The 23,616-nt window shown below is 56.1% G+C and carries 20 protein-coding genes and 1 tRNA gene; 13 read left to right on the top strand and 8 right to left on the bottom strand.

What is annotated here, in order from left to right; genetic code table 11:
* Positions 1–38: 38 nt before the first annotated feature.
* Positions 39–227 (top strand): hypothetical protein, encoded by a 189-nt coding sequence (locus tag ACR0DG_RS01230; protein ID WP_480693613.1) that lies wholly within the window; start codon positions 39–41, stop codon positions 225–227.
* 1 nt (position 228) lies between these two features.
* Here ACR0DG_RS01230 and ACR0DG_RS01225 read toward each other — a convergent pair whose 3' ends face one another.
* Genes ACR0DG_RS01225 through ACR0DG_RS01215 form a run of 3 tightly spaced genes read right to left on the bottom strand, consistent with a single transcriptional unit; the run spans position 229 to position 2,458 of the window.
* Entirely contained in the window at positions 229–945 is a 717-nt protein-coding gene (locus ACR0DG_RS01225; protein WP_480693612.1) for an RlmE family RNA methyltransferase, read from the bottom strand.
* A 30-nt stretch (positions 946–975) separates the two neighbouring features.
* Positions 976–1,332, bottom strand: a complete 357-nt coding sequence (locus tag ACR0DG_RS01220; RefSeq protein ID WP_480693611.1) for a hypothetical protein — start codon at positions 1,330–1,332, stop codon at positions 976–978.
* Between the two features lie 13 nt (positions 1,333–1,345).
* Positions 1,346–2,458 carry a Ppx/GppA phosphatase family protein gene (locus ACR0DG_RS01215; protein ID WP_480693610.1) on the bottom strand — a complete coding sequence of 371 codons (1,113 nt, stop codon included), beginning with the start codon at positions 2,456–2,458 and terminating at the stop codon, positions 1,346–1,348.
* Positions 2,459–2,698: 240 nt separating this feature from the next.
* Here ACR0DG_RS01215 and ACR0DG_RS01210 point away from each other — a divergent pair, with 240 nt between their 5' ends.
* The 5 genes from ACR0DG_RS01210 to ACR0DG_RS01190 all read left to right on the top strand — a co-directional run bounded on the left by ACR0DG_RS01210 (position 2,699) and on the right by ACR0DG_RS01190 (position 6,115).
* Positions 2,699–2,995 (top strand): virulence factor, encoded by a 297-nt coding sequence (locus ACR0DG_RS01210; protein WP_480693609.1) that lies wholly within the window; start codon positions 2,699–2,701, stop codon positions 2,993–2,995.
* A gap of 26 nt (positions 2,996–3,021) precedes the next feature.
* The gene (locus ACR0DG_RS01205; RefSeq protein ID WP_480694957.1) at positions 3,022–3,948 is read left to right on the top strand and encodes a methylenetetrahydrofolate reductase; all 927 of its coding nucleotides are present in this window, start codon (positions 3,022–3,024) and stop codon (positions 3,946–3,948) included.
* A 9-nt stretch (positions 3,949–3,957) separates the two neighbouring features.
* Positions 3,958–5,019: a methyltetrahydrofolate cobalamin methyltransferase gene (locus ACR0DG_RS01200; RefSeq protein ID WP_480693608.1), complete on the top strand. Its 1,062-nt coding sequence runs from the start codon at positions 3,958–3,960 to the stop codon at positions 5,017–5,019.
* Positions 5,020–5,147: 128 nt separating this feature from the next.
* Positions 5,148–5,975: a polyphosphate kinase 2 family protein gene (locus tag ACR0DG_RS01195; RefSeq protein WP_480693607.1), complete on the top strand. Its 828-nt coding sequence runs from the start codon at positions 5,148–5,150 to the stop codon at positions 5,973–5,975.
* Positions 5,976–6,041: 66 nt separating this feature from the next.
* Positions 6,042–6,115 (top strand) — tRNA-Gly (locus ACR0DG_RS01190).
* A 1-nt stretch (position 6,116) separates the two neighbouring features.
* Here ACR0DG_RS01190 and ACR0DG_RS01185 read toward each other — a convergent pair.
* Together ACR0DG_RS01185 and ACR0DG_RS01180 are read right to left on the bottom strand one after the other, a co-directional pair.
* The gene (locus tag ACR0DG_RS01185; protein ID WP_480693606.1) at positions 6,117–6,974 is read right to left on the bottom strand and encodes a class I SAM-dependent methyltransferase; all 858 of its coding nucleotides are present in this window, start codon (positions 6,972–6,974) and stop codon (positions 6,117–6,119) included.
* 23 nt (positions 6,975–6,997) lie between these two features.
* Complete coding sequence (locus ACR0DG_RS01180) at positions 6,998–9,043, bottom strand: ASKHA domain-containing protein (protein ID WP_480693605.1); 2,046 nt, start codon at positions 9,041–9,043, stop codon at positions 6,998–7,000.
* 217 nt (positions 9,044–9,260) lie between these two features.
* On the opposite strand from ACR0DG_RS01180, the gene guaB reads away from it, so the two are divergent.
* From guaB to ACR0DG_RS01165, 3 genes are all read left to right on the top strand, one after another.
* Positions 9,261–10,709 carry an IMP dehydrogenase gene (gene guaB, locus ACR0DG_RS01175; RefSeq protein WP_480693604.1) on the top strand — a complete coding sequence of 483 codons (1,449 nt, stop codon included), beginning with the start codon at positions 9,261–9,263 and terminating at the stop codon, positions 10,707–10,709.
* Between the two features lie 81 nt (positions 10,710–10,790).
* On the top strand, positions 10,791–11,948 hold the full coding sequence (locus ACR0DG_RS01170) for an RsmB/NOP family class I SAM-dependent RNA methyltransferase (protein WP_480693603.1): 1,158 nt from the start codon (positions 10,791–10,793) through the stop codon (positions 11,946–11,948).
* Between the two features lie 104 nt (positions 11,949–12,052).
* Positions 12,053–14,344: an ATP-binding protein gene (locus tag ACR0DG_RS01165; RefSeq protein ID WP_480693602.1), complete on the top strand. Its 2,292-nt coding sequence runs from the start codon at positions 12,053–12,055 to the stop codon at positions 14,342–14,344.
* Positions 14,345–14,348: 4 nt separating this feature from the next.
* On the opposite strand, the gene ACR0DG_RS01160 is transcribed toward ACR0DG_RS01165, so the two are convergent.
* Positions 14,349–14,942 carry a gamma-glutamyl kinase gene (locus tag ACR0DG_RS01160; RefSeq protein WP_480693601.1) on the bottom strand — a complete coding sequence of 198 codons (594 nt, stop codon included), beginning with the start codon at positions 14,940–14,942 and terminating at the stop codon, positions 14,349–14,351.
* A gap of 192 nt (positions 14,943–15,134) precedes the next feature.
* On the opposite strand from ACR0DG_RS01160, the gene recA reads away from it, so the two are divergent.
* From recA to ACR0DG_RS01140, 4 genes are all read left to right on the top strand, one after another.
* Positions 15,135–16,199 (top strand): recombinase RecA, encoded by a 1,065-nt coding sequence (recA, locus tag ACR0DG_RS01155; protein ID WP_480693600.1) that lies wholly within the window; start codon positions 15,135–15,137, stop codon positions 16,197–16,199.
* Between the two features lie 176 nt (positions 16,200–16,375).
* Entirely contained in the window at positions 16,376–19,045 is a 2,670-nt protein-coding gene (gene alaS / locus ACR0DG_RS01150) for an alanine--tRNA ligase (protein ID WP_480693599.1), read from the top strand.
* Position 19,046: 1 nt separating this feature from the next.
* Positions 19,047–19,334 (top strand): DUF1330 domain-containing protein, encoded by a 288-nt coding sequence (locus tag ACR0DG_RS01145; protein ID WP_480693598.1) that lies wholly within the window; start codon positions 19,047–19,049, stop codon positions 19,332–19,334.
* 363 nt (positions 19,335–19,697) lie between these two features.
* Positions 19,698–20,321 (top strand): transglutaminase-like cysteine peptidase, encoded by a 624-nt coding sequence (locus ACR0DG_RS01140; RefSeq protein WP_480693597.1) that lies wholly within the window; start codon positions 19,698–19,700, stop codon positions 20,319–20,321.
* A 99-nt stretch (positions 20,322–20,420) separates the two neighbouring features.
* Here ACR0DG_RS01140 and ACR0DG_RS01135 read toward each other — a convergent pair whose 3' ends face one another.
* The gene (locus ACR0DG_RS01135) at positions 20,421–21,173 is read right to left on the bottom strand and encodes a hypothetical protein (RefSeq protein ID WP_480707020.1); all 753 of its coding nucleotides are present in this window, start codon (positions 21,171–21,173) and stop codon (positions 20,421–20,423) included.
* A 576-nt stretch (positions 21,174–21,749) separates the two neighbouring features.
* Positions 21,750–23,567 (bottom strand): translational GTPase TypA, encoded by a 1,818-nt coding sequence (gene typA, locus ACR0DG_RS01130; protein WP_480693595.1) that lies wholly within the window; start codon positions 23,565–23,567, stop codon positions 21,750–21,752.
* Between the last annotated feature and the right edge of the window lie 49 nt (positions 23,568–23,616).

The raw sequence follows: 23,616 nt of genomic DNA, 5'->3' as shown, positions 1-23,616 counted from the left end.
TGGCAGGGCGCAATGCCCGTCTTGTTCAAAGGTGACCCATGTTCGACAAACCGGTACATTCCTCGCAGCTCCAGCGACCCTTATCCTTGTCGCAACGGATCGAGGATTTGCGGACCCGCCAACCCGAATACCTCAATCACGGCGAGGCTTTGCTGATGCAGGGAATTGCGTCCGCATCCCTTCGTGAGCAGGTTCTGGCAGGTGATCAGATCTCGCTTGAAGATTAAGTCAGCCGCGGAACCCTGTCGCGACCACGAACTTTTCGGAACTGTCGGAGCGTGAGGCCGGGGGCTTCACGTTCGAAACCTTGTTGAACTTCTGCTTCAACAGCTTCTGCAGGTCACCTTCTGCACCGCCAGCAAGGACCTTGGCGACAAATGTGCCGCCTTCCTCAAGCACATCGAAAGCGAAGTAGGCTGCTGTTTCACACAAAGCCATGATCCTCAGGTGATCCGTTTGCTTGTGCCCAGAAGAGGCAGCGGCCATGTCGGACATGACAACATCCGCCTTACCGCCCAGCCACTCTTTTACCTTGGCGTCGGCATCGTCTTCCATGAAATCAAGCTGGTGCACTTCGGCACCTGCAACAGGTTCAACCTCTTGCAGGTCTACGCCCAATACGGTTCCGATCCGCTTGCCACTTTTCTCACCCAGCGCGTTCACACGCTTAACAGCGACCTGAAGCCAGCCGCCGGGTGCACAACCAAGGTCGACGACGCGCGCGCCGGGGACTAAAAAGCGAAACTTGTCGTCCAACTCCAGTATCTTATAGGCAGCGCGCCCGCGATACCCGTCGGCTTGTGCGCGTTTGACATACGGGTCGTTCAATTGACGCTCCAGCCAGCGCGTAGAGCTAAGCTTGCGACCACGTGCGGTTTTTACCTTTACCTTCAGGTCGCGCTGCCCGCGGCCAGAGGTGTTTTTGCCACTGGGTTTTTTGGCCATGAAATCGGTCTCCTGAAGGCTGGAGCGCCCTTAGCGGTTCACCTCGTCGGTATCAAGGCATTGGCGCGGCATATCTTTCAATAACAGATCGGGCCAAGGGGAAGAAACACCAAAGGCCAGCCATCCCAACCCATTCAGGGCTTTGTAGCGAATTGTATCCGGGTCAGTCTGTGGCGCAGAAAAACTATGTAGCAATGTCAGCGCGTCTGTTGCCTGAGGGTCCGGGACGGCGATAGCAATGCCACCAATGCCAAGCGCGTAATGCGGCAGGGTATTTGCGACATGAAACCCGGGGCAGAAAACATCAAAGCCGGCAGATTCCAGAGCGCAGATCGCGGTCGCGGCAGTAGAGGTCCGGTATGCGATGGCAACGGTTGTCAGGGGCATGCCGGACCAGGCCTCAGAATGGTCCGTCTTCCAACACACCATCCGCGCTCATTTGCGCGTAAAGAAGGCCTTCCCTTAGCCCTCGGTCTGCGACGGAAAGACGATCGGTGGGCCAGCACCGCAACAGCGCCTGCAAAATAGCCGAACCCGACATGATCAGGGCCTGTCTGTCGTCCCCGATGCGCGGATCGCGACGGCGTCCCTGTGGGCCAAGCTCGAGGTAGCCGCGGATCACCTTGTCAATCTGATCGCTGGTCATACGCAGGCCATCGACCTTGGTCCGGTCATAGCGTTTGAGCCCCAGATGGGATGCGGCGACAGTCGTGACAGTTCCACTGGTGCCAACGATCTGAAAGCCTTCTCGGGCCTGTTCGTCCTTGTAGGGGGCGAAATCAGCCAGATTTTCCTCGAAAAACCAGCTCATCAATGCAAAACGCGCCGAGTCGTCCTCGACATCGTTGAACTGGTCGCGCAGCGTTGCGACGCCCAGCGGAACGCTGATCCAGTCCACAACTTTGGCGGCAGGGAAGGGGCTTTCTGCGGCGTGAAATCCATGGTGCAGACGCATGATCGCTGCGGGTCGGTCACGACGCGGAACGGATGAGATGTCTATCCAAACCAGCTCGGTCGAGCCGCCACCGATGTCCACGACAAGCAGCTGCTCGGTTTTGGTCGATACCAAAGGCGCGCAGGATATGACGGCAAGGCGCGCCTCTTCCTCAGTCTGGATGATTTCCAGGTTCAGCCCCGTCTCGCGTTTGACCTGGCGGATGAATTCGCGCGAGTTTTTGGCACGCCGACAAGCCTCGGTCGCGACCAGGCGCATCCGTTTGACTTTGTTGCGTTTTAGCTTTTGCTGACAGATGCGCAAAGCCTGAATGGTGCGCGCCATCGAAGACCGAGACAAACGTCCCGTCCTTTCCAAGCCAGCGCCCAACTGGACCGACTTGGAGAAACTGTCGACCACATGAAATCCACTGCCCTTGGGTTGGGCAATCAACATGCGGCAGCTATTTGTTCCCAAATCCAGTGCCGCATACAACGCGTCTGGATCGGGCCTTGCCGGCGCGGGGCTTTCGACCGCCTTCGGGAACGCGCCCGCACCTTTGGGACGCTTGGGCGCCATCTTTAACGCCCTCCGATTTTCGAGTTACCCCGACCATAGGTCGCGCACCTGAATCGCGCAAGACGCTCATTAAAGTGATGAGAATTTTGATGTGGGTGTTTGCACATAGTTCGTTACAAGGTTGGTATTCCATTGTCGGCAAAAAGGTCGCTTGAAATACCCCGTGTGTCGAAAATCGACCGACGCTTGCCCATATAGATGTTTAGAACCAGCCCATCTGGTTAGGAGGAATCAAAGGCGATGCCTGACGTCACCATTGTTTATTGGCGCGACATTCCCGCTCAAGTCATCGTCGGCAAAGGCCGTCGCGGTGCGAAACGGCAGTTGGAAGAACGGTTTGAACAAGCAATCGACCGTGCAGCCATGAAGGTGAATGCCAAGGACAGCGATGCCTACCTGGCCGAATGGCGCAAGGCCGAACCCTTTGCCGTCGAGGGCGATCCGTCCGAGATAGCCGAGGCAGAAGCGACGCGCCTCGAAACGGAATATGATCAGGACCGGATAAAGGCGCTGATCGCAAATGACGGTTGGGCATGAGCCCTAAATCTTTATGGGAGGCCGCGATGGCTTTGCTGAACTTCAAGAAACGTGATGCAGTAGAAAACACCCCGGTAAACCCGACTGTCGAAGCCTTTTTGCAGGGCTATTCGATCGAGGTGATGCCGCGCACCGCCGAAAAGGTCGAAGATTTCCGCGTCCTGCTGCCCGAAGGCACCCGCGTATACATCGCCCATATCGAAGGTACTCCTATCGAAGACATGGTCAAAACGGCCAAGCGTCTTGCCGCCGACGGATACCCTGTTATGCCGCATTTCCCTGCGCGGATCATCAAGGATGCCGCGACGCTGGAAAACTGGATTTCCATGTATCAAGGCGAAGCAGGTGTGGATCAAGCATTGTTGCTGGCTGGTGGCGTGGACAAGCCGCATGGTGATTTCGACAGCTCGATGCAGTTGCTTGAAAGCGGTCTGTTCGACAAAGCTGGCTTCAAACGTCTGCACGTCGCGGGCCATCCTGAGGGCAACAAAGACATCGACCCGGACGGCTCGACCAAGAATGTCGACGATGCGCTGCGTTGGAAGCAGAAATTCTCTGAGACTACCGATGCCGAAATGGCACTGGCAACACAGTTCGCATTTGACGCCAAGCCGATCATCGAATGGGCAGATGGTTTGAAGGCCGCAGGCATCGACCTGCCAATCCATATCGGTATCGCGGGTCCGGCCAAGCTGCAGACACTGATCAAGTTCGCAATCGCTTGTGGTGTTGGGCCATCGCTGAAGGTCCTGCAAAAACGTGCGATGGACGTATCCAAACTGTTGCTGCCCTATGAGCCGACAGACGTTCTGACCGAGTTGGCAAACCACAAGGCGGCGAACCCGGACTTCAACATCACAAACGTGCACTTCTTCCCGCTTGGCGGCATCAAGACCAACGCCAACTGGGCAATTAACAACGGCGGCGCCTCGGCAAAGCCTGCAAACTCCTAAGGAACGGACATGACCCGTACAGTCGTAGAATCAAAAACAAAAACCGCCGTTCTGGGCTTTGACGAACCGTTCTGTGTGATCGGCGAGCGGATCAACCCGACCGGGCGCAAGAAACTGGCGGCAGAACTGGAAGCGGGCGATTTCTCGACCGTAGAAAAAGACGCGCTGGCACAGGTCGCAGCAGGCGCTACCGTTCTGGATATCAACGCGGGTGTTGTATACAACTCGAACCCCAACCCCAATGAAACCGAGCCTCCGCTCATGACCAAGATCGTCGATCTGGTTCAGGGTCTGGTCGATGTACCGCTGTGCATCGACTCGTCGGTACCGGGCGCACTGGAAGCGGGATTGCAGACTGCCGAAGGACGTCCGCTGCTGAACTCGGTCACCGGTGAAGAAGAGCGGCTTGAGCAGATCCTGCCGCTGGTCAAAAAATACAACGTTCCAGTCGTTGCGATTTCGAACGATGACACCGGTATCTCGGAAGACCCCGATGTTCGTTTCGAAGTGGCCAAGAAGATCGTAGAGCGCGCTGCCGATTTCGGCATTCCTGCGCATGACATCGTGGTCGACCCGCTGGTTATGCCAATTGGTGCTATGGCAACCGCTGGTCAGCAGGTGTTTGCTTTGGTCCGTCGTCTGCGCGAAGAGCTGGGCGTAAACACGACCTGTGGTGCGTCCAACATCTCGTTCGGTCTGCCGAACCGTCATGGCATCAACAACGCGTTCCTGCCGATGGCAATGGGCGCAGGTATGACCTCGGCGATCATGAACCCGGTTGCGCTGCCGGTCGGCCCCAAGAAATTGGCCGAGAAAAAAGCAGAGGTCGAGGCCAAGGGTATCGTTCTGCCTGCGGACATGGATGACGAAACGTTCTGCCAGTTGTTCGGACTAGGGTCGACCAAACCGCGCGCGGGTAAGGAAATGGAAGCCATCCGTGCGGCCAACCTGCTGACGAACAACGACCCTCATGGTGGTGAGTGGATCAAGTTCAACAAAAGCCCGGATGAAGCAGGTGCAGCTGGTGCTGCAGGGGGCCGTCGGGGTGGTGGTCGTCGCCGCCGCGCTTAAGCGATCTGACAGTTGCGATTTTAAGGCCGGGCATATTGCCCGGTCTTTTTTGTTTGATACCGATCAATGCCGGAAGCTGCGGCATAAGGGACACTCGGTCTTTATTCACCATCGCAACCGAGTTTTTCATGAGCGCACACCATTCCCCGAAACTTGCCGATGCAGACCTGACAAAGCGGTTGGGAAAGAAAGCGTATTTTGAAAAGCTTGTTTCGCTACAGGCGCAATTGGCCTTGATCCAACAGGCGTTTTTGTTTCACGGCCTCAAAGGCGTTCTGGTGTTCGAAGGCTGGGATGCCGCAGGCAAGGGCGGCACGATACGCCGTATCAGTCAGGCACTGGACCCACGCAGCTTTAAGGTTTGGCCGATTGGCGCGCCCCGAAACTACTATCTGAACCGGCATTACCTGTTGCGGTTTTGGGAACGGCTGCCGCCTGGGGGCGCGATCTCGGCCTTTGACCGCAGCTGGTATGGCCGGGTCTTGGTTGAGCGTTTGGAAAAGTTCACACCGGAACACCGCTGGCGGGCTGGATATCGCGAAATCAATGAATTTGAACGAATGCTGGTGGATGATGGCACCCGCATCGTGAAACTGTTTTTCCATATCTCGGAAGACGAGCAAATGGCACGGTTCACGGAACGCCTTCAGAACCCGATGAAACGTTGGAAACTGACCTATGAAGATTTCAGAAACCGAGAACGCTGGGCTGCGGCCGAAGTAGCGGTGGATGAAATGCTCGCACGGACTTCGACTGAAATTGCGCCGTGGCATGTCATACCATCGAACAACAAGAAATATGCGCGGATCACTGCAATGCGGGCGATCGTCGACGCTTTCTCGGAAGGTGTCGACCTAAGTCCGCAGCATCTGGATCAGCGTACGTTGGATGCGGCATCCGAGGCGTTGGATGTCGAACAATCATTGATCGACAGTCTGCGCGCCCGAACAGAATAAACCAAGCTAGAATCAGGGAAAGGCGCTTGAAGTTCCGCAGCTCGAAATGCTATTTCCAGCAGCAGCGCGGGTATGGTGAAAAGGTATCACACGAGCTTCCCAAGCTCTTGTTACGGGTTCGATTCCCGTTACCCGCTCCAGCTACTGGGAACGACGCGCCTGAAACAGGTTGATGACCGCTGGAATTTCTACGTCGTCGCCCTGCACATAGGGACTGAACTGCCCGGCTACGGCTTGGCGGATAGCCGCGATATCGTCCTGTGTGCCATCGAAATGTGCGATGACGCGCGCGGCGGGGCCAATGCGCGTGCAAAGCGCTGCGCATTCATCGATTGTTCCGTGAACCGGCAAAGACAAGGGCACGGCGTCAATCTGAATTTGGGTCAGTTCGGCCTGTTCAAGCAAACCGCAAACCCGATCCCGGTCGTGAAATGCCAACGGTCCGGGGGCGTTTCTGTCCATTTTGGGCGGTGTTCCAAGACGTTCGGTCGCCGCGATATGGGGCAGGCGGAACCAAGGATTGTCCGACAACGGCCCCCAAGCAGCAAAAGTCATCCGCCCACCTGGTTTGAGCGCTTTGGCCATGTTGGCAAATGCGGCAACGGTGTCTTCGAAAAACATGACACCAAAACGCGAGATCATCGCGTCCCGGTCGCCTTCAGGAAACGGATAGGTTTGGGCGTCAGCGTATTGAAAAGTGATGTTGCTTTGCCCGGCGTCGGATGCCCGTTGTGCCGCCCGATCCAAAAACGGTTGCGAAAAGTCCGCGGCCAGAACGTGACCGTCGGGCCCGACAGCCTGTGCCGCCAGAACAGAGCTTGCCCCCGTGCCGCACCCGATATCCAATACACGTTGTCCGGGGGCAAGCGAGGCGCGCTGCATGACCAAATCAAGAACCGGGGCCAGAAGGGTGTCCATCTGGCCCTCATAGGTCAGCCACTTTGCGCCCGAAGGTGATTTACCCCAAAACTCGGCCTGTTCTTCGTTCGCTAATGACATGACGCCTCCGTTCGTTACGGTGACTATGACCTTCTGCGGCGACGACGACCAGATTTTTCCTCATCTCCGCCGCCCGTGTTGAAGGACGGTGAGGGCAGGGTGACCACTTGCGCCAACTCTGGGAAAGGATCCGTTTTGTGGGGGATCGCGTTTGCGGCCACGAAGTGATCTTGGAATTTGGGCTCGATCGCGGTTTCAACTTTGGTGATTTCGCGCACAACCCGTTCGATCTCGGCACGCGACCCGATATTGCACAGCGCGATACGCGCGCCGGTTCCTGCGGCGTTACCTGCGCTGGACACTTTTTCCAAAGTCGCATCCGGGATCATACCCAGCACCATTGCGTGTTTGGTCGAGATATGCGCACCAAACGCGCCGGCCAGAACGATCCGATCCACCGTGTCGACATTCATTTCGTCCATCAACAGGCGGGCACCGGCGTAGAGCGCTGATTTCGCAAGTTGAATCGCGCGGATATCGCCTTGGGTCACTGTAATGCGTGGACCGCCATCGGCACTTGCATCGTGGATCAGGTAAGCGTGGGTGCGGCCTTCGGGTATGCAGCGCGCTGTACCAGTTTGCTCGGCCGAACCGATAAGGCCGCTTTCGTCCAAGAGGCCCGCAATGCGCATTTCGGCCACGGCTTCGATAATGCCCGACCCGCATATGCCTGAAATGCCCGTTGTCGCGACATCCTGGTCAAAGCCGTCTTCGTCCGACCATTTGTCCGAGCCGATGACGCGAAAGCGCGGCTCTTTGGTCAAGGGGTCGATCTCAATCCGTTCGATCGCACCGGGGGCAGCACGCTGACCCGAGCTGATTTGCGCGCCTTCAAAAGCAGGGCCGGTGGGAGACGAGCACGCAAGAACGCGGCTGGTATTGCCCAGCAGGATTTCGGCGTTGGTGCCCACGTCCACAATCAGAACAAGGTCTTCGGATTTGCCGGGTTCCTCGGACAGCGCAACGGCGGCACAGTCGGCACCGACATGACCCGCAATGCAGGGCAAGATGTAGATCTGCGCGCGCGGGTTCATTTTGGTCAGATCCATTTCGCGCGCGGGCAGGGACATGCTTTCAGAAGTAGCCAGCGCAAATGGCGCTTGCCCCAGTTCAACCGGGTCGAGGCCCAGCAGCAGGTGGTGCATCACCGGGTTGCACACAAAAACAGTCTCGACGATCAGCGCGGCGTCAATTCCGGCCTCATCCGCGATCGAAGTGGTCAGATCATTTATCGCCTCGCGCACGGCCTTCGTCATTTCTTGATCGCCACCGGGGTTCATCATGGCGTAGGAAACCCGGCTCATCAGGTCTTCGCCAAAACGAATCTGTGGGTTCATAAGTCCCGATGACGCTTTGACTTCACCGGTTTCCAAATCGGTCAGGTGAGCCGCGATAGTTGTCGAGCCGAGGTCGATTGCCAGGCCGTACAAGCCGTTTTCGTGCAGGCCGGGCCAGATTTCGACGATACGGCCTACGGTGTCTTTGTGACCCTTGTGGACGGCGACCGTAACCTCCCATTTGCCTTTGCGCAGAACAGGTTGCAATTTGGACATTAAAGAAAGGTCTGCTGTCACCGCGTCGATGTTCCATTGCTGACGCAAGGCGCGTTCCAACCGCTCGAGGTCACCTGTGGGTGAATGCATGTCTGGCTCTTCCACCACCACGAAATACAGGCGCGTGGCCGGATCCATGGTAATAGCGCGGGCAGCTGCAGCTTTGCGAACCACTTGACGGTGCACTTGGCTTTCTGGCGGTACGTCGATGACGACGTCACCCTGCACCGATGCCTGACATCCCAGGCGACGGCCCGGTTTCAGGCCGCGCTTGTCGTCATAACGCTGTTCGACCGCGTTCCATTCGCTCAGGGCATTCTCAGCCACCGTAACGCCATGCTTTGGAAACTCGCCATAGCTGGGTGTGATCTGACATTTCGAGCAGATCCCACGCCCACCGCAGACCGAGTCCAGATCGACGCCCAATTGCCGGGCTGCCGTTAGAATCGGAGTGCCAATGGGAAAATGCCCTCGTTTGCCGGATGGGGTAAAGACGACAAGTGGTTCGGTGGTCATCAGGGACATACCTTTTTGTATTCGCGCGTATGCGGTGCAAGATATGAGTTTAGGCTCAAAGGGAAAGGGCATTTAGCGGCACGATTTGCACGGCGAGCGTCGTTTTCTGCCGCGGGATTGGCGCGCTGGGGCAGTCTCGGTTTGGAAGGGGCTTTCCCTTCTGGTCAATCCATGCAATAGGGTCACCGCCAAACGGGCTTTTGCATGGGGTTAGTAGATGCAGATTCGTGAGGCACTCACCTTTGACGACGTTCTTCTGGTTCCGGGCGCATCTTCTGTGCTGCCCGCAACGGCAGATACAACCACGCGCGTGACGCGTGAAATCACCATGAACATCCCGCTGCTAAGCTCGGCCATGGATACGGTGACCGAGGCGCGCATGGCCATCGCCATGGCACAGGCAGGTGGGATCGGTGTAATCCACAAGAACCTCTCGACCGAGGAACAGGCCCGCGAAGTACGCAGGGTCAAGCGGTTTGAATCCGGTATTGTCTATAATCCGGTCACATTGCGGGCGGATCAGACGCTGGCTGACGCTAAGGCTTTGGTCGAACGGTATAACTTTACCGGTTTTCCCGTCGTAGACCCCGAGGGACGCGTCGTAGGGATCGTGACCAACCGCGACATGCGGTTTGCGACCTCGGATGACCAGCCGATCAAAGCAATGATGACGACCGAAAATCTGGCGATGCTTCAGGAACCTGCTGATCTGGAAGAGGCAAAAAGCCTCATGAAAGCGCGCAGGATCGAAAAGCTGCTGGTTGTTGACGGGTCGGGCAAGCTGACCGGGTTGTTGACCCTGAAAGACACTGAGCAGGCTGTTTTGAACCCGACTGCATGTAAGGACCGACTGGGGCGCCTGCGGGTCGCTGCAGCAACCTCGGTCGGCGATGCAGGTTTCGAACGGTCCGAGCAGTTGGTGGATTCCGGTGTGGATATCATTGTTGTCGATACCGCGCATGGCCATTCGCAAGGCGTTCTGGATGCGGTTAAGCGGGTCAAGACACTGTCCAACGAAGTGCAAATCATCGCGGGTAACGTCGCCACGGGCGAAGCCACCAAGGCGCTGATCGACGCTGGTGCCGATGCGATCAAAGTTGGGATCGGACCGGGTTCGATTTGTACAACGCGGATGGTCGCGGGGGTCGGAGTACCTCAGTTGACGGCGATCATGGATTGCGCGTCTGCTGCCGGAGATGTGCCGGTTATCGCAGATGGTGGCATCAAGTTCTCAGGCGATTTTGCTAAGGCGATCGCCGCTGGTGCATCCTGCGCCATGGTTGGGTCGATGATCGCTGGTACGGATGAAAGCCCCGGCGAAGTTATCTTGTATCAGGGTCGGTCATTCAAATCTTACCGTGGAATGGGCAGCCTTGGCGCTATGGCACGCGGTTCTGCTGATCGGTACTTTCAAAAAGACGCAGCGAATGACAAGCTTGTGCCAGAAGGCATCGAAGGGCAGGTGCCCTACAAGGGTTCAGCCAGCGCAGTTGTTCACCAGTTGGTCGGCGGGCTTCGCGCAGCAATGGGATACACCGGTTGCGCGACTGTGGAAGAGATGCGGCGCAACTGTAGCTTTGTCAAAATCACCGGCGCTGGCCTGAAAGAGAGCCACGTGCATGATGTTCAGATCACGCGCGAAAGCCCGAATTACCGGATTATGTGATACCTGACACGTCTGGAGCGGCGCCCTTATTGTATGGGCGCCGTTTTTGCTTTCTTAGCCGCATCCGAAACGGATCTTTCCATGACACCCGCCGCACGCGTACAAGCCTCAATCGAAATTCTTGATGAGATCCTGAACGGCGCGCCCGTAGAAAAAGCCCTGACGGGATGGGCCAGGCGCAGCCGGTTTGCCGGATCCAAGGATAGGGCAGCCGTCAGGGACCACGTGTTTGATGCGATCAGGTGTCGACGCTCGTTCGCCGCGCTGGGTGGGGGTGAAACCGGGCGTGGGTTGATGATCGGATCATTGCGCGCCGCCGAGATTGAGCCCGGCGACTTCTTTACTGGTGAGCGTCATACGCCAGCGCCAGTAAAGCCTGAAGAAGTCGGTTCAGAATTCACGTCAGATGCCGCGCGATACGATATTCCTGAATGGCTGTGGCCCCTGTTCAGTGACTCTCTTGGTGACGAAACCATTCCGGTTGCTCGCGCCTTGCAAAATCGGGCCCCTGTGCATTTGCGGGTCAATCTTCTCAAGGCGGGAAGGGCAGATGCGATTGATGCCTTGCAGGCAGACGGCATAGCTGCGCAGCCGCACCCGGCATGTGAAACTGCGCTGGAGGTTGTCGAGGGCGCGCGCAAAATCGCGCGCAGCGCTGCTTATCTGGACGGTTTAGTCGAGCTTCAGGATGCGGCCAGTCAAGCCGTTGTTGAAAAACTTGACCTACGTCCAGGGTTTCGCGTTCTGGACTATTGTGCAGGTGGCGGGGGCAAGTCGCTTGCCTTGGCCGCGCATAAGGATGTGCACGTATACGCTCATGACGCGAACGTCGCCCGGATGCAGGACTTGCCTGCGCGGGCTGAAAGGGCAGGAGCACAAGTAACGATTCTTGAGCCGGGTACACTACAGCACCAAGCACCCTTTGATGTTGTTTTAGTCGATGCGCCCTGTTCGGGCAGCGGTTCGTGGCGGCGTGCGCCTGCGGGTAAATGGGCCCTGACCCAAGATCGGCTGGATGAACTGTGTGCCTTACAATTGCAAATCCTGGAACAGGCCGCCCAAATGGTACGCGAAGGCGGGGTTTTAGCCTATGCCACGTGCTCGATGCTGAACCCGGAAAACGCGGGCGTCATAGACGCGTTCACGACATCATTTCCCGAATGGCGCGAAACGTTCCGAAAAACGTGGCTTGTTTCGCACGGAACGGATGGCTTTTTCTCTTCACACTTGACGCGGTAATGGGTCAAAAATTAACAACCTTAGGTATATTTTTCCGCGTAAACTTAAGCGGTCATTAACCAAATTTGGGCTCAGTACCAGAAAGCCCGATGACCTGAGTTGTTATGCCCGAGACTACTGAATTCTATCCTTATCCATCATTTCGAAAATTTCCTGACTTGGCTCGCTTGGCGTCCACAACCGTTTTGGGAATACTCCTCCTTTTGGCCGCCTACACGGGTGCAATTCCATTAGGATGGGTGCCGGAATTTACAGTCGCAGCGATCTCGTTGCTATGCGCCTGCATTTTGCTTGCCCTTAAGGGGTGGTTGTCAGAATGGTCTGCGGCACGCGAAGTCAGGGTAATGGCGATCTTTGCGGAACAAGATTCGTTTCCCTGCTTGCTTGCTGATGCAGACGGTCGGATTTTGTCGGCAAATTCCGAGGCTCAAAACCGGTTTCAAGCTCGCTCTGGGTCAAGTTTGAATACGTGTTTGAAAACAACAATCGCCAATCCGGCTGCTGTGCTTCTCCGTTTGCAGTCTTTGGCAGAGATTCACGGCAGGGCGAGTGAAGAGATCGTGAGCGTCGGAGCTTCTATTCCCGTCTCTGTCTTTGCCGTTGGTCAAAATGTGTTCTGTTGGCGGTTTCATCTGGACGCTCAAAGTCAATGGACCGGCATGTCGGCCCCGGTTTTGACTCTTGGAAGAAATGGAACGGTGCTGCGCGCCAACGCAATGGCTGAACACGTTCTGGGCTGCCAAGTGGTCGGTGAAAAACATGCGTTAGCAGAAAATCCTCCGTCATCCGGAGAAATCGCTCAGATCAAAACGGCACAGGGCACAACGTCGGTCGTTTTTTACGAATTATCCCGAGCAGGAGCGGCCAGAGATGTTCTCATTCTGCCGCTATCCGGGGCGGACAAGCCTACGTCAGGGACCCCATTCGCTGAACTGCCCGTGCCCGTTATGTGCCTGTCACCCGAAGGTTTAGTGTTGGATGCCAACAAGTTGGCGACCAAATTGGTGGGAGGGGTAACACCTTACGAAACCAACGTTGCCGACGTCATGCAGGGTTTGGGTTATCCGATCCATGACTGGCTGATACGCGCGGCTTCGGAGAATGCTGTGGCTGGCTCGGAATTCTTGCGGCTGTCCAGACAGGACAAAGAGGTATTTGTACAGGTCACGCTAAACCGAATTGTCAACGATGGGCAGGTGTCTTTGATCGCTGTTCTGAACGACGCGACCGAATTAAAGACGCTCGAGGCGCAATTCGTGCAGGGACAGAAAATGCAAGCAGTCGGGCAACTTGCGGGCGGTGTTGCACATGATTTTAACAACTTGCTCACCGCCATTTCGGGGCACTGCGATCTCTTGCTGCTAAGACACGACCAGAATGACCCAAATTACAGTGATCTTGTTCAGATCAATCAAAACGCAAATCGTGCGGCGGCCTTGGTTAGCCAGTTGCTGGCATTTTCCCGAAAACAAACCCTTCAGCCCGAAGTTCTGGACCTGCGCGATACGATTTCTGACCTGATCCATTTGCTGAACCGACTGGTTGGAGAAAAGGTAAGGTTAACGCTGAGCCACGATCCTGTACTCAAACCAGTGCGCGCTGACAAACGGCAGCTTGAACAAGTATTCATGAACCTTGTGGTGAATGCCCGCGATGCCATGCCAGATGGTGGCGAGGTGCGGATCGAGACCGAGGTTGTCACATTAACCCAACCGCTTCGGCGGGACCGTGCCGCCGTTCAGCCGGGTGAATACGTGACTGTCAAAGTAATCGACAGCGGCACCGGTATACCTGCCGACAAACTGCAAAAAGTGTTTGAGCCTTTTTATACGACCAAAAGAACGGGTGAGGGCACGGGGCTCGGCCTGTCCACCGTATACGGCATTGTCAAACAGACAGGCGGTTTCATCTTTGTCGATAGCATCGTGGGGAGGGGTACCGAATTCACGGTATTCTTGCCGGTGTCGACCCAGCCGCAAACTGTGGAAGTGCCACATGACACGCCGCATGCTGCGCAAACGGGTCGGCAGGGTGAGGGTGTCGTTTTATTGGTCGAAGACGAGGCTCCGGTCCGTGCTTTCGCCACCCGCGCGCTGCGGCTAAAGGGGTACACGGTTCTGGAAGCCGACTCGGGTGAAGAGGCATTGCGCCTATTAGAAGACAGCTCTCTGCATGTGGATGTTTTCGTTACAGACGTCGTTATGCCCGGTCTAGATGGCCCAACTTGGGTGCGCCAGGCGTTGGCGAACCGCCCGGATGTTCAGGTTATTTTCATGTCGGGTTACACCGAAGGCGCGTTTGGTGATTCCGGGCCTGAGGTCGCCAATTCTGCGTTTTTGCCCAAACCGTTTTCGTTGACACAGCTAACAGAAACCGTTTTTCGCCAGCTGAATTGATCCGCTATAGTGCGGCTTCGTGACAGGAAAACTCTGCCGCATATTGTTGGTGGAATTTTTGCTTGGTGTGGTCGCTCAAGAACATATCCCGTTTCGGAGAAACATTTTCCTGAGCGAGTGAGATTTTCATTTCCAGGCGGTTTTCAAGAAATTCCAGTATTTTGCTCTGGTTTTCATATTTGAACACGTGATCGGCCCCACGGCCGTTGCTGCGTGTTCGGAAGAATTGGCTTTGGCTGCCAACGTCGGCAAACTCGGGTCTTGGGTTTTGCATGTAAGCCAGAACAAAATCATCAAAGCTCATGTCATGGGTCGAATGAGGGTGGCCGATGCGTGCGTCCCGACCGCGAAACCTGTACCAGCTTCCCAGCCAATCAACCGGTTCCCGCACCACTGCCATGACCTCAAGCTCGGTGTCATACATTTTTCGAAAAATATTCTGAAAAAATCGGTCAAACCGTCGAACCGGCGCATGTTTCAGATCGGGCGGGCCTGAAATGACGAAATCAGCCCGATCCTTTAGAGCTGTGTGATAGGCTGTGCTGCCCGTTTTGGGAACAGCCAGAAACGCAAGGCGTTCCTTATAGAAAACAAGCATTTACCCACCCGTTCTGGACATATTTGACCGTGACAGATTGGCGTAAACGACTCTTTAACACAATTGCCCAACAGTAAGTATTGTAAGTTTTAGTTGAAATGTTCTCTTTTTGGTCCCATAAGGAACAAGAGGCGAACAAAGCAGTGATTGCCGCCCGTTCAAGGGTGTGACACAAGAGAAGGCGACAGGACAATGGCGGATCTTCTGACAATGAACGACAAGAAAAGCGCGGATAAGCAAAAGGCGTTGGATAGCGCATTGGCGCAGATCGAACGGCAGTTCGGTAAGGGCTCGATCATGAAGCTGGGCGAAGACGCCAAGCAGGACATCGATGCCAGCTCGACCGGATCTCTGGGTCTGGATATTGCGCTAGGAATTGGTGGCTTGCCGATGGGCCGGATTGTCGAGATCTACGGCCCTGAAAGCTCGGGTAAAACCACGCTGACGCTGCATTGTATTGCAGAACAGCAGAAACGCGGCGGTGTTTGCGCGTTCGTGGATGCGGAACACGCGCTGGATCCGCAATATGCACGCAAGCTGGGCGTTGATCTGGATGAGCTGCTGATCTCACAACCTGACACCGGCGAACAGGCGCTTGAGATCACCGATACTCTGGTGCGGTCGGGTGCGGTGAACATGGTTGTGGTCGACTCGGTTGCAGCGCTGACGCCGAAATCAGAGCTTGAAGGCGACATGGGCGACAGCAATGTCGGCGTACAGGCCCGCTTGATGAGCCAGGCTATGCGTAAACTAACCGGCTCGATCAGCCGCTCGAACTGCATGGTCATCTTTATCAACCAGATTCGGATGAAGATTGGCGTTATGTTCGGCAGCCCGGAAACCACTACTGGTGGTAACGCACTCAAATTCTACAGCTCGGTCCGTCTGGATATCCGTCGTATCGGCGCGATCAAGGACCGTGACGAGGTTGTAGGCAACCAGACCCGTGTGAAAGTCGTCAAAAACAAGGTGGCCCCGCCGTTCAAACAGGTGGAATTCGACATCATGTATGGCGAAGGTATTTCAAAAATGGGTGAGCTTTTGGACCTAGGCGTAAAAGCTGGTGTGGTCGAAAAATCGGGCTCATGGTTCAGCTACGGCGACGAACGGATCGGGCAGGGGCGTGAGAACGCCAAGCAATATCTGCGCGACAATAGCCGCGTCGCGCTTGAGATTGAGGATAAAATCAGGGCTGCACACGGTTTGGACTTTGATATGCCGCCGCAAACCGAGGATGACGATATCTTGGAAGCATGAAGCGCGGCTGAAGGGAACAACTGAAAACTGTGCCGGATAGACGGCGTTAAAAATTCTGTAACAAGGCGGTCCATTGGGCTGCCTTGTTTCGTTCTGTGGTGCCTGACCTGTGGACACTTCCCGGGCGCAGGGCTAAACCTTTGCAAACCCAAACGACTGCGCGCTGAGAGAGCCTGATGCCCACGCTGAACGATATACGATCGACCTTTCTGAAATACTTTTCCAAGCAGGGGCACGAGGTGGTTGCGTCCAGCCCATTGGTTCCACGCAACGATCCGACGCTTATGTTCGTCAATTCCGGAATGGTGCAGTTCAAAAACCTGTTCACCGGCCTCGAAACGCGGGACTATTCGCGCGCAACCACGGCACAGAAATGTGTACGTGCTGGCGGTAAGCACAACGACTTGGACAACGTGGGCTACACTGCACGCCACCACACATTCTTTGAAATGCTGGGGAACTTCTCATTTGGGGATTACTTCAAGCACGAAGCCATCCCCTTTGCATGGGAGCTGATCACCAAAGAATTCGGGATTGATAAAACGCGTTTGCTAACGACCGTTTACCATACCGATGACGAGGCATTCGAGATCTGGAAAAAAGTTGGTGTTCCTGAGGATAGGATCATTCGCATCGCAACCAATGACAATTTCTGGCAGATGGGGCCAACAGGGCCTTGTGGTCCATGCACAGAAATTTTCTACGATCACGGTGACCATATTTGGGGAGGCCCTCCGGGTTCAGCCGAAGAGGATGGCGATCGTTTCATCGAAATTTGGAACGTCGTTTTCATGCAAAACGAGCAGTTCGAAGACGGCTCGATGGTGGAGCTCGACATGCAGTCGATCGACACAGGCATGGGTTTGGAACGCATTGGTGCGCTGCTTCAGGGCAGCCACGACAACTATGACACCGATCTGTTCAAGACTCTGATCGAGGCGTCGGCGGATGTGACCAATGTTGATCCTTACGGCGATCAGAACGTGCATCACCGTGTGATTGCGGATCACCTGCGCTCGACCTCGTTCCTGATCGCCGATGGTGTAATGCCCAGCAATGACGGACGTGGATATGTTTTGCGCCGGATTATGCGGCGCGCCATGCGTCATGCGCACCTACTGGGGGCCAAAGATCCGGTTATGCACCGCCTGGTTCCGACGCTGGTTCAACAGATGGGCGCACATTACGCAGAGCTAGGCCAAGCTCAGTCACTGATCGAAGAGACTCTGTTGCTCGAAGAGACCCGGTTCAAACAGACTCTGGATCGGGGTCTCAAACTGTTGGACGACGAAGTCGCTGGTTTGGCGGATGGGGCCGCATTGCCCGGTGATGCTGCGTTCAAACTTTATGACACTTATGGGTTTCCGCTGGATTTGACGCAGGATGCTCTGCGCGAAAAAGGGCGGACCGTGGATGTGGATGGTTTCGATGCAGCCATGGCGGAACAAAAGGCCAAGGCCCGCGCTGCTTGGGCGGGATCCGGAGAGGCCGCCGATCAGGCCGTCTGGTTCGATGTTCTCGATGCAGCGGGTGCGACAGACTTCCTTGGTTATGAAACTGAGAAAGCTGAAGGACAAATCGCTGCGCTGGTTGTTGACGGTGCTTTGGTCAACACGATTGAGGAAGGCGGCACCGGTTGGGTCGTAGTGAACCAGACACCGTTCTATGCCGAAGCAGGCGGGCAGGTCGGTGACTCGGGCGAACTTCGCCGCCTGGAAGAGCGCAACGATGTTTCACGCGTCGAAGACACGCGTAAATTTGCCGAAGGCAAGGTGTATGCCCATAAGGTAACGGTCGATAAAGGGAGCCTGTCCAAAGGGGACGCGGTCGAGCTTGAGGTTGATCATGCCCGCCGTTCTTCGATCCGGGCGAACCACTCGGCAACACACCTGTTGCACGAAGCATTGCGGGAAACGCTGGGTGACCATGTTGCGCAACGCGGTTCGCTGAACGCTTCTGACAGGCTGCGCTTCGACTTCAGTCATTCAAAGGCTTTGACTACTGAGCAAATTCAGACGGTCGAGCAAGAAGTCAACGCGTTCATCCGCCAGAACTCAGTGGTTGAGACCCGGATTATGACCCCGGACGACGCGCGTGCCCTTGGTGCGCAAGCGCTGTTTGGTGAGAAATACGGCGATGAGGTCCGTGTTGTTTCGATGGGCAAGTCTCCGACAGGCAAAGGTCAGGATGGAGAAACTTGGTCGATTGAACTGTGCGGAGGAACCCATGTCCGTCAGACTGGCGATATTGGAACCTTTGTTGTGCTGGGTGACAGCGCAAGTAGCGCGGGTGTGCGCCGGATCGAAGCTTTGACCGGTGACGAAGCTTTCCGGCATTTGTCTGCACAGGATCAACGGCTGGGCCAACTCGCGGCTGAGTTAAAAGCGCAACCAGATGACGTGGTAAGCCGAGTGAAATCCTTGTTGGATGAGCGCAAGTCGCTTCAGAACGAGGTGGCGCAGTTGCGCCGTGATCTGGCGATGGCTGGTGGTTCCGGTCAGGGGAGTGTTGAGGCCAAGGATGTAAACGGAGTTCCGTTCCTTGCGCAGGCGCTGACAGGCGTTTCAGGCAAGGACTTGCCCGCCTTGATTGATGAACACAAATCCCGCCTCGGATCAGGTGCTGTTCTTTTGATCGCGGATGCTGGCGGAAAGGCCGCCGTGGCTGCAGGCGTGACGACCGATCTGACTGACAAGGTCTCAGCGGTTGATCTTGTTCGGGCCGCAGTTGCAGAGCTTGGCGGCAAAGGCGGCGGTGGACGTCCGGACATGGCGCAAGGTGGCGGCAAGGACGCTTCGAATTCGGATGCGGCGATCAAAGCCGCAGAACAAGTGTTGGAGGGGTAAAATGGCTGCACTTTGGATTGCTCATGTCACGGTAACAGACACAGAAGCCTACGGAAAATATGCCGAACTGGCCGGACCAGCTATTGCCAAGCACGGGGGTGAGTTCATCGCGCGCGCGGCAAGATATGTGCAGTTGGAAGGAAAGGAGCGCCCTAGAAACGTCGTGGCGCGCTTCCCTTCTGTTGAAGCGGCCGTGGAATGCTATAATTCCGACGACTACCAAAAGGCATTGGATTTTGCCCGCGGCGCCAGTGAGCGCGAATTGGTGGTTGTGGAAATTACCGAGTAGAATCATTCGTTTTGCCCGAGCGGTGACGGTCGGGCACAACATCAGATGGGCGGATTTCGGCCAAGTTCAAAATTGTGAATTGTGGCCGAATCCACTGAGATGCCTGTAGATTGAAATTCTATTTAAATCAAAGCCTTATATTCTTGGGTTCAGCTGACTCTTCGTAAGCCGGGCCGCAAATGTGGCTATCGTCCCATAATTCCTGCGCGAAATGGTCATATTGAGTGACGAATTTCCGCCTTTTTTCCCACGCATCGTTTCCTCAGATTGCGCTGCCGCACCCGTTTACCGATAGTTTCCTAAATGGGGATACGGTCCGGCCTGTTGGCAATCGCACACAGAGGCTAGGATCGAGGGACAGGCATGAATCCGGTTGAAGGCGTACTAAGAACTGTCATTGGGCATGCGTTCCCAATTTCAGGGAAGATTGCGAGCGTTACGGCTATTGTTTTTGCTGGCTTTTTGGCGGGAACAAACGCCCAAGCAAGCGAAGGCAACTTTATCGAAAGTGTGGTGTCTACCCCGCCTCCGGCCGGGGCTCGTCAACTTTGCCATAAGTATTCATGGGCATGTTCAACTGGCGCTTCGGTCGTTTTGACCAGCCACCAGGAAATGCAGATTGTTAAGCGCGTGAACCGCAAGATCAATCGGACAACGCGCGAGGTTACTGACCAGTCACAGTATCGCACGATTGAACGGTGGGCCTTGCCCACCCGTCGCGGCGGCGATTGCGAAGATTTTGCGCTGCTAAAGAAACGAGACCTTATCCGAGCGGGCATTGACCCGAGCAAGCTGCTGATCGCGACTGTGCTCGACACAAGACGAAATGCGCATGCCGTATTGGTCTATCGGTCAGCAGCCGGTGACTTGGTTTTGGACAATCTTACCAACTCGATCAAACCTTGGTCCGATACACGTTATCTTTTCCTTCGTATGCAGGATCCAAGACAGCCCGAAAATTGGGTAGGCGTCTATCGTAAGAGCTGATTTTCCAGTGTTCATTTTGCCAACGCAACGCTAAAAAAGGGCGCCGTAAAGGGCGCCCTTATGTTTTTGAAACGTTGGATGATGGTCAGATCACGTGTTTCATGAGGTAGGTGTATAGACGACCGTTGCGTTAGTTAATCGTCCCGCCTTTTCCACCTTTGCCGCCACCGACGCCGCCGGAATTTCCACCGTTTCCGGAGCCACCGTTACCGTTTCCATTTCCGTTATTGCTGCCGCCGTTGCCAGAACCTTGACCGGATCCGCTGGTGTTTCCACCGCCGTTCCCAGAGTTAGGACTGTTGCCGTTGCCGTTTCCGGGGCCGCCATTGTTGCCGCCGTTACCGTTTCCGCCTTGGCCGCCATTACCTCCGTTACTGCCACCGTTGCCGGAACCGCCGCCGCCGTTTCCGTTACCGTTGTTTCCGCCACCGTTGCCAGTTCCTGGTCCTGAGCCGCCAGTGTTGCCGCCGCCATTGCCAGGGTTGCCACCGTTTCCGTTGCCATTCCCAGGGCCGCCGTTGCTGCCACCGTTTCCGCCGCCGCCAGTTCCACCACCGCCGGTTCCGCCACCGCCGGTTCCGCCGCCGCCAGTTCCACCACCGCCGGTTCCGCCACCGCCGGTTCCACCACCGCCGTTTCCGCCGCCGCCAGTTCCACCACCGCCGGTTCCACCACCGCCAGTTCCGCCGCCGCCAGTTCCACCACCGCCAGTTCCACCACCGCCGGTTCCACCACCGCCGGTTCCACCACCGCCAGTTCCGCCGCCGCCAGTTCCACCACCGCCGGTTCCGCCGCCGCCAGTTCCACCACCGCCGGTTCCACCACCGCCGGCTGTACCGGCACTATTCTCATCAGCACCTTCCCCCGTTCTCTGAGAGGCCGAGATAGTTGCCGTCGGGATATCCGTCAGTACTGCAGCGAAAGCGGGACAGCTATCCAGTGTTCTTGCCAGAATATCTTCAAAATCTGGTCTGCGCTGGATGTAGCGCAACATCCGAGCGTCAACGACCTTACAATCACAGAGTGTTTCGGTCGAAACAGATTGGCGGGCAGTTTTAACGGTACATTTTTCCGCAGCGTTTGCCGCTCCGGTTGTGACTAACGGAAAGGTTGCAGAAACAAATACAATAGTTAACAAATGGGACTTAACGCGCATCTTAACGCTCCTTAGTACTCTTTAACTCAGGCTTCTTAAGCACGTTGGTGCCATACTTTGGACATAAATACATCCATTCTTCGCCTTATTTTCAAGCTGTGCGAGCATGGGAATTTTTCAGAAAATTCCCGTAGAAATGGAAAAGTGTTAAAAAACAAAAAGAACACGTGCCGGTTCAGCGCGCGTTCTTTTTATTGCAATTGCGACAATGTACGCAAAAATGTCACAAGTGGCTCAATGTTTCCGAAGTGTGAACGATATCACTGTAGGGACTAGGCAGATTTGGCCATCCGTTTGCGCTCGTGTGGGTCCAAAAACCGTTTCCGCAGACGTACAGCGTTTGGCGTTACTTCAACCAATTCGTCATCGTCGATATACGCGATCGCCTCTTCCAGCGAAAACTGGATATGAGGTGTTAGTCGAACTGCGTCGTCTGAACCACTTGCGCGAACGTTCGTGAGTTTCTTTCCCTTCAGTGGGTTCACTTCGAGATCGTTGTCTCGCGAATGTTCACCAATCACCATGCCTTGATACACGTCGGCCTGTGGCCCGACGAACATGCGGCCGCGCTCCTCAAGGTTCCAAAGTGCATAGGCAACGGCTTGACCGTTTTCCATGGAAATCAGAACGCCTGCACGACGCCCGGGGATTGGGCCCTTGTGCGGAGCCCAGCCGTGGAACACCCGGTTCAACACGCCGGTGCCGCGCGTATCGGTCAGGAATTCCCCATGATAACCGATTAGGCCCCGTGAGGGGACATAGGCGATAATGCGGGTCTTTCCGACGCCGGCCGGACGCATTTCTGCCAATTCGCCTTTACGTGCTCCGGTGATTTTTTCGATAACGGCGCCCGAAAACTCATCATCGACGTCGATGGTGACCTCTTCAATGGGCTCCATGCGCTGACCGTTTTCTTCCTGAAACAGCACTTGGGGGCGCGAAATGCTCAGCTCGAAACCCTCGCGGCGCATGTTTTCGATCAGCACGCCCATTTGCAATTCGCCACGACCCGCGACTTCAAAGGCTTCGCCGCCAGGGGTGTCGGTGATGCGAATGGCGACATTTGATTCCGCCTCTTTCATCAAGCGGTCGCGGATCACGCGGGACTGCACCTTTTTGCCGTCACGCCCCGCAAGCGGCGAGTCGTTAATGCCAAAGGTGACGGTGATGGTGGGCGGGTCGATTGGCTGTGCGGGAAGCGCCTCTTCGACCTGAGGTGCAACCAGTGAGTCGGCCACTGTCGCTTTGCTCATGCCCGCGATGGTGACAATGTCGCCGGCCTCAGCCACGTCAATCGGCTGTTGTGCCAACCCGCGGAAGGCCAGGATCTTTGAGGCGCGGAAGTTTTCGATTTGCGTTCCATCGCGGCTGAGCGCCTTGAGGGTGTCACCAGCCTTTAACGTACCGCTTTCTACGCGACCGGTCAGGATGCGACCGATGAAAGGATCGCTGCCCAAAGTGGTTGCCAGCATGCGGAAAGGCTCATCTTTCCGGTCAGCTTGCTTGGGAGCAGGAACGTGATCCACGATCAAGTCGAAAAGGGCGGTGAGGTCCTTGCGAGGGCCGTCCAGCTCCATATCCGCCCAACCTGAGCGGCCTGAGGCGTACATGGCTGGGAAATCAAGTTGGTCGTCATCCGCGCCAAGGTTAGCGAACAGGTCAAAGCATTCATCCAGTGCGCGGTCAGGCTCGGCATCGGGTTTATCGACCTTGTTCAGGACTACAATCGGGCGCAGGCCCAGCGCCAGCGCTTTGGAGGTGACAAACTTAGTCTGCGGCATCGGACCTTCGGCGGCATCAACCAGCAGGACAACGCCGTCGACCATCGACAGGATGCGTTCGACCTCGCCGCCGAAATCGGCGTGGCCGGGGGTGTCGACGATGTTGATGCGCGTGCCTTTCCATTCAACGCTGGTGGCTTTGGCAAGGATGGTGATCCCGCGCTCGCGCTCCAGATCGTTGCTGTCCATGGCGCGTTCGGCCACGGCCTGATTTTCCCGGAACGCGCCGGATTGTTTTAGCAGCTCGTCCACCAGGGTCGTTTTGCCGTGGTCCACGTGAGCGATGATTGCGATATTGCGCAGGTCCATGAGAGGTCAGCCTTTGAACGGGAAGTTGCCGCGCGCATAACCCGGTTTG

Source organism: Ruegeria sp. BG8 (assembly GCF_056538325.1).
Note: the sequence above shows the minus strand (reverse complement) of the source record. Positions and strands in the feature narration are given on the sequence as shown.

What these genes read in the sequence shown, in the direction of transcription:
- ACR0DG_RS01230 (WP_480693613.1), top strand. Translation starts at nt 39, where the DNA reads ATGTTCGACAAACCGGTACATTCCTCGCAGCTCCAGCGACCCTTATCC.
- ACR0DG_RS01225 (WP_480693612.1), bottom strand. Translation starts at nt 945, where the DNA reads ATGGCCAAAAAACCCAGTGGCAAAAACACCTCTGGCCGCGGGCAGCGC.
- ACR0DG_RS01220 (WP_480693611.1), bottom strand. Translation starts at nt 1,332, where the DNA reads ATGCCCCTGACAACCGTTGCCATCGCATACCGGACCTCTACTGCCGCG.
- ACR0DG_RS01215 (WP_480693610.1), bottom strand. Translation starts at nt 2,458, where the DNA reads ATGGCGCCCAAGCGTCCCAAAGGTGCGGGCGCGTTCCCGAAGGCGGTC.
- ACR0DG_RS01210 (WP_480693609.1), top strand. Translation starts at nt 2,699, where the DNA reads ATGCCTGACGTCACCATTGTTTATTGGCGCGACATTCCCGCTCAAGTC.
- ACR0DG_RS01205 (WP_480694957.1), top strand. Translation starts at nt 3,022, where the DNA reads ATGGCTTTGCTGAACTTCAAGAAACGTGATGCAGTAGAAAACACCCCG.
- ACR0DG_RS01200 (WP_480693608.1), top strand. Translation starts at nt 3,958, where the DNA reads ATGACCCGTACAGTCGTAGAATCAAAAACAAAAACCGCCGTTCTGGGC.
- ACR0DG_RS01195 (WP_480693607.1), top strand. Translation starts at nt 5,148, where the DNA reads ATGAGCGCACACCATTCCCCGAAACTTGCCGATGCAGACCTGACAAAG.
- ACR0DG_RS01185 (WP_480693606.1), bottom strand. Translation starts at nt 6,974, where the DNA reads ATGTCATTAGCGAACGAAGAACAGGCCGAGTTTTGGGGTAAATCACCT.
- ACR0DG_RS01180 (WP_480693605.1), bottom strand. Translation starts at nt 9,043, where the DNA reads ATGACCACCGAACCACTTGTCGTCTTTACCCCATCCGGCAAACGAGGG.
- guaB (WP_480693604.1), top strand. Translation starts at nt 9,261, where the DNA reads ATGCAGATTCGTGAGGCACTCACCTTTGACGACGTTCTTCTGGTTCCG.
- ACR0DG_RS01170 (WP_480693603.1), top strand. Translation starts at nt 10,791, where the DNA reads ATGACACCCGCCGCACGCGTACAAGCCTCAATCGAAATTCTTGATGAG.
- ACR0DG_RS01165 (WP_480693602.1), top strand. Translation starts at nt 12,053, where the DNA reads ATGCCCGAGACTACTGAATTCTATCCTTATCCATCATTTCGAAAATTT.
- ACR0DG_RS01160 (WP_480693601.1), bottom strand. Translation starts at nt 14,942, where the DNA reads ATGCTTGTTTTCTATAAGGAACGCCTTGCGTTTCTGGCTGTTCCCAAA.
- recA (WP_480693600.1), top strand. Translation starts at nt 15,135, where the DNA reads ATGGCGGATCTTCTGACAATGAACGACAAGAAAAGCGCGGATAAGCAA.
- alaS (WP_480693599.1), top strand. Translation starts at nt 16,376, where the DNA reads ATGCCCACGCTGAACGATATACGATCGACCTTTCTGAAATACTTTTCC.
- ACR0DG_RS01145 (WP_480693598.1), top strand. Translation starts at nt 19,047, where the DNA reads ATGGCTGCACTTTGGATTGCTCATGTCACGGTAACAGACACAGAAGCC.
- ACR0DG_RS01140 (WP_480693597.1), top strand. Translation starts at nt 19,698, where the DNA reads ATGAATCCGGTTGAAGGCGTACTAAGAACTGTCATTGGGCATGCGTTC.
- ACR0DG_RS01135 (WP_480707020.1), bottom strand. Translation starts at nt 21,173, where the DNA reads ATGAGAATAGTGCCGGTACAGCCGGCGGTGGTGGAACCGGCGGTGGTG.
- typA (WP_480693595.1), bottom strand. Translation starts at nt 23,567, where the DNA reads ATGGACCTGCGCAATATCGCAATCATCGCTCACGTGGACCACGGCAAA.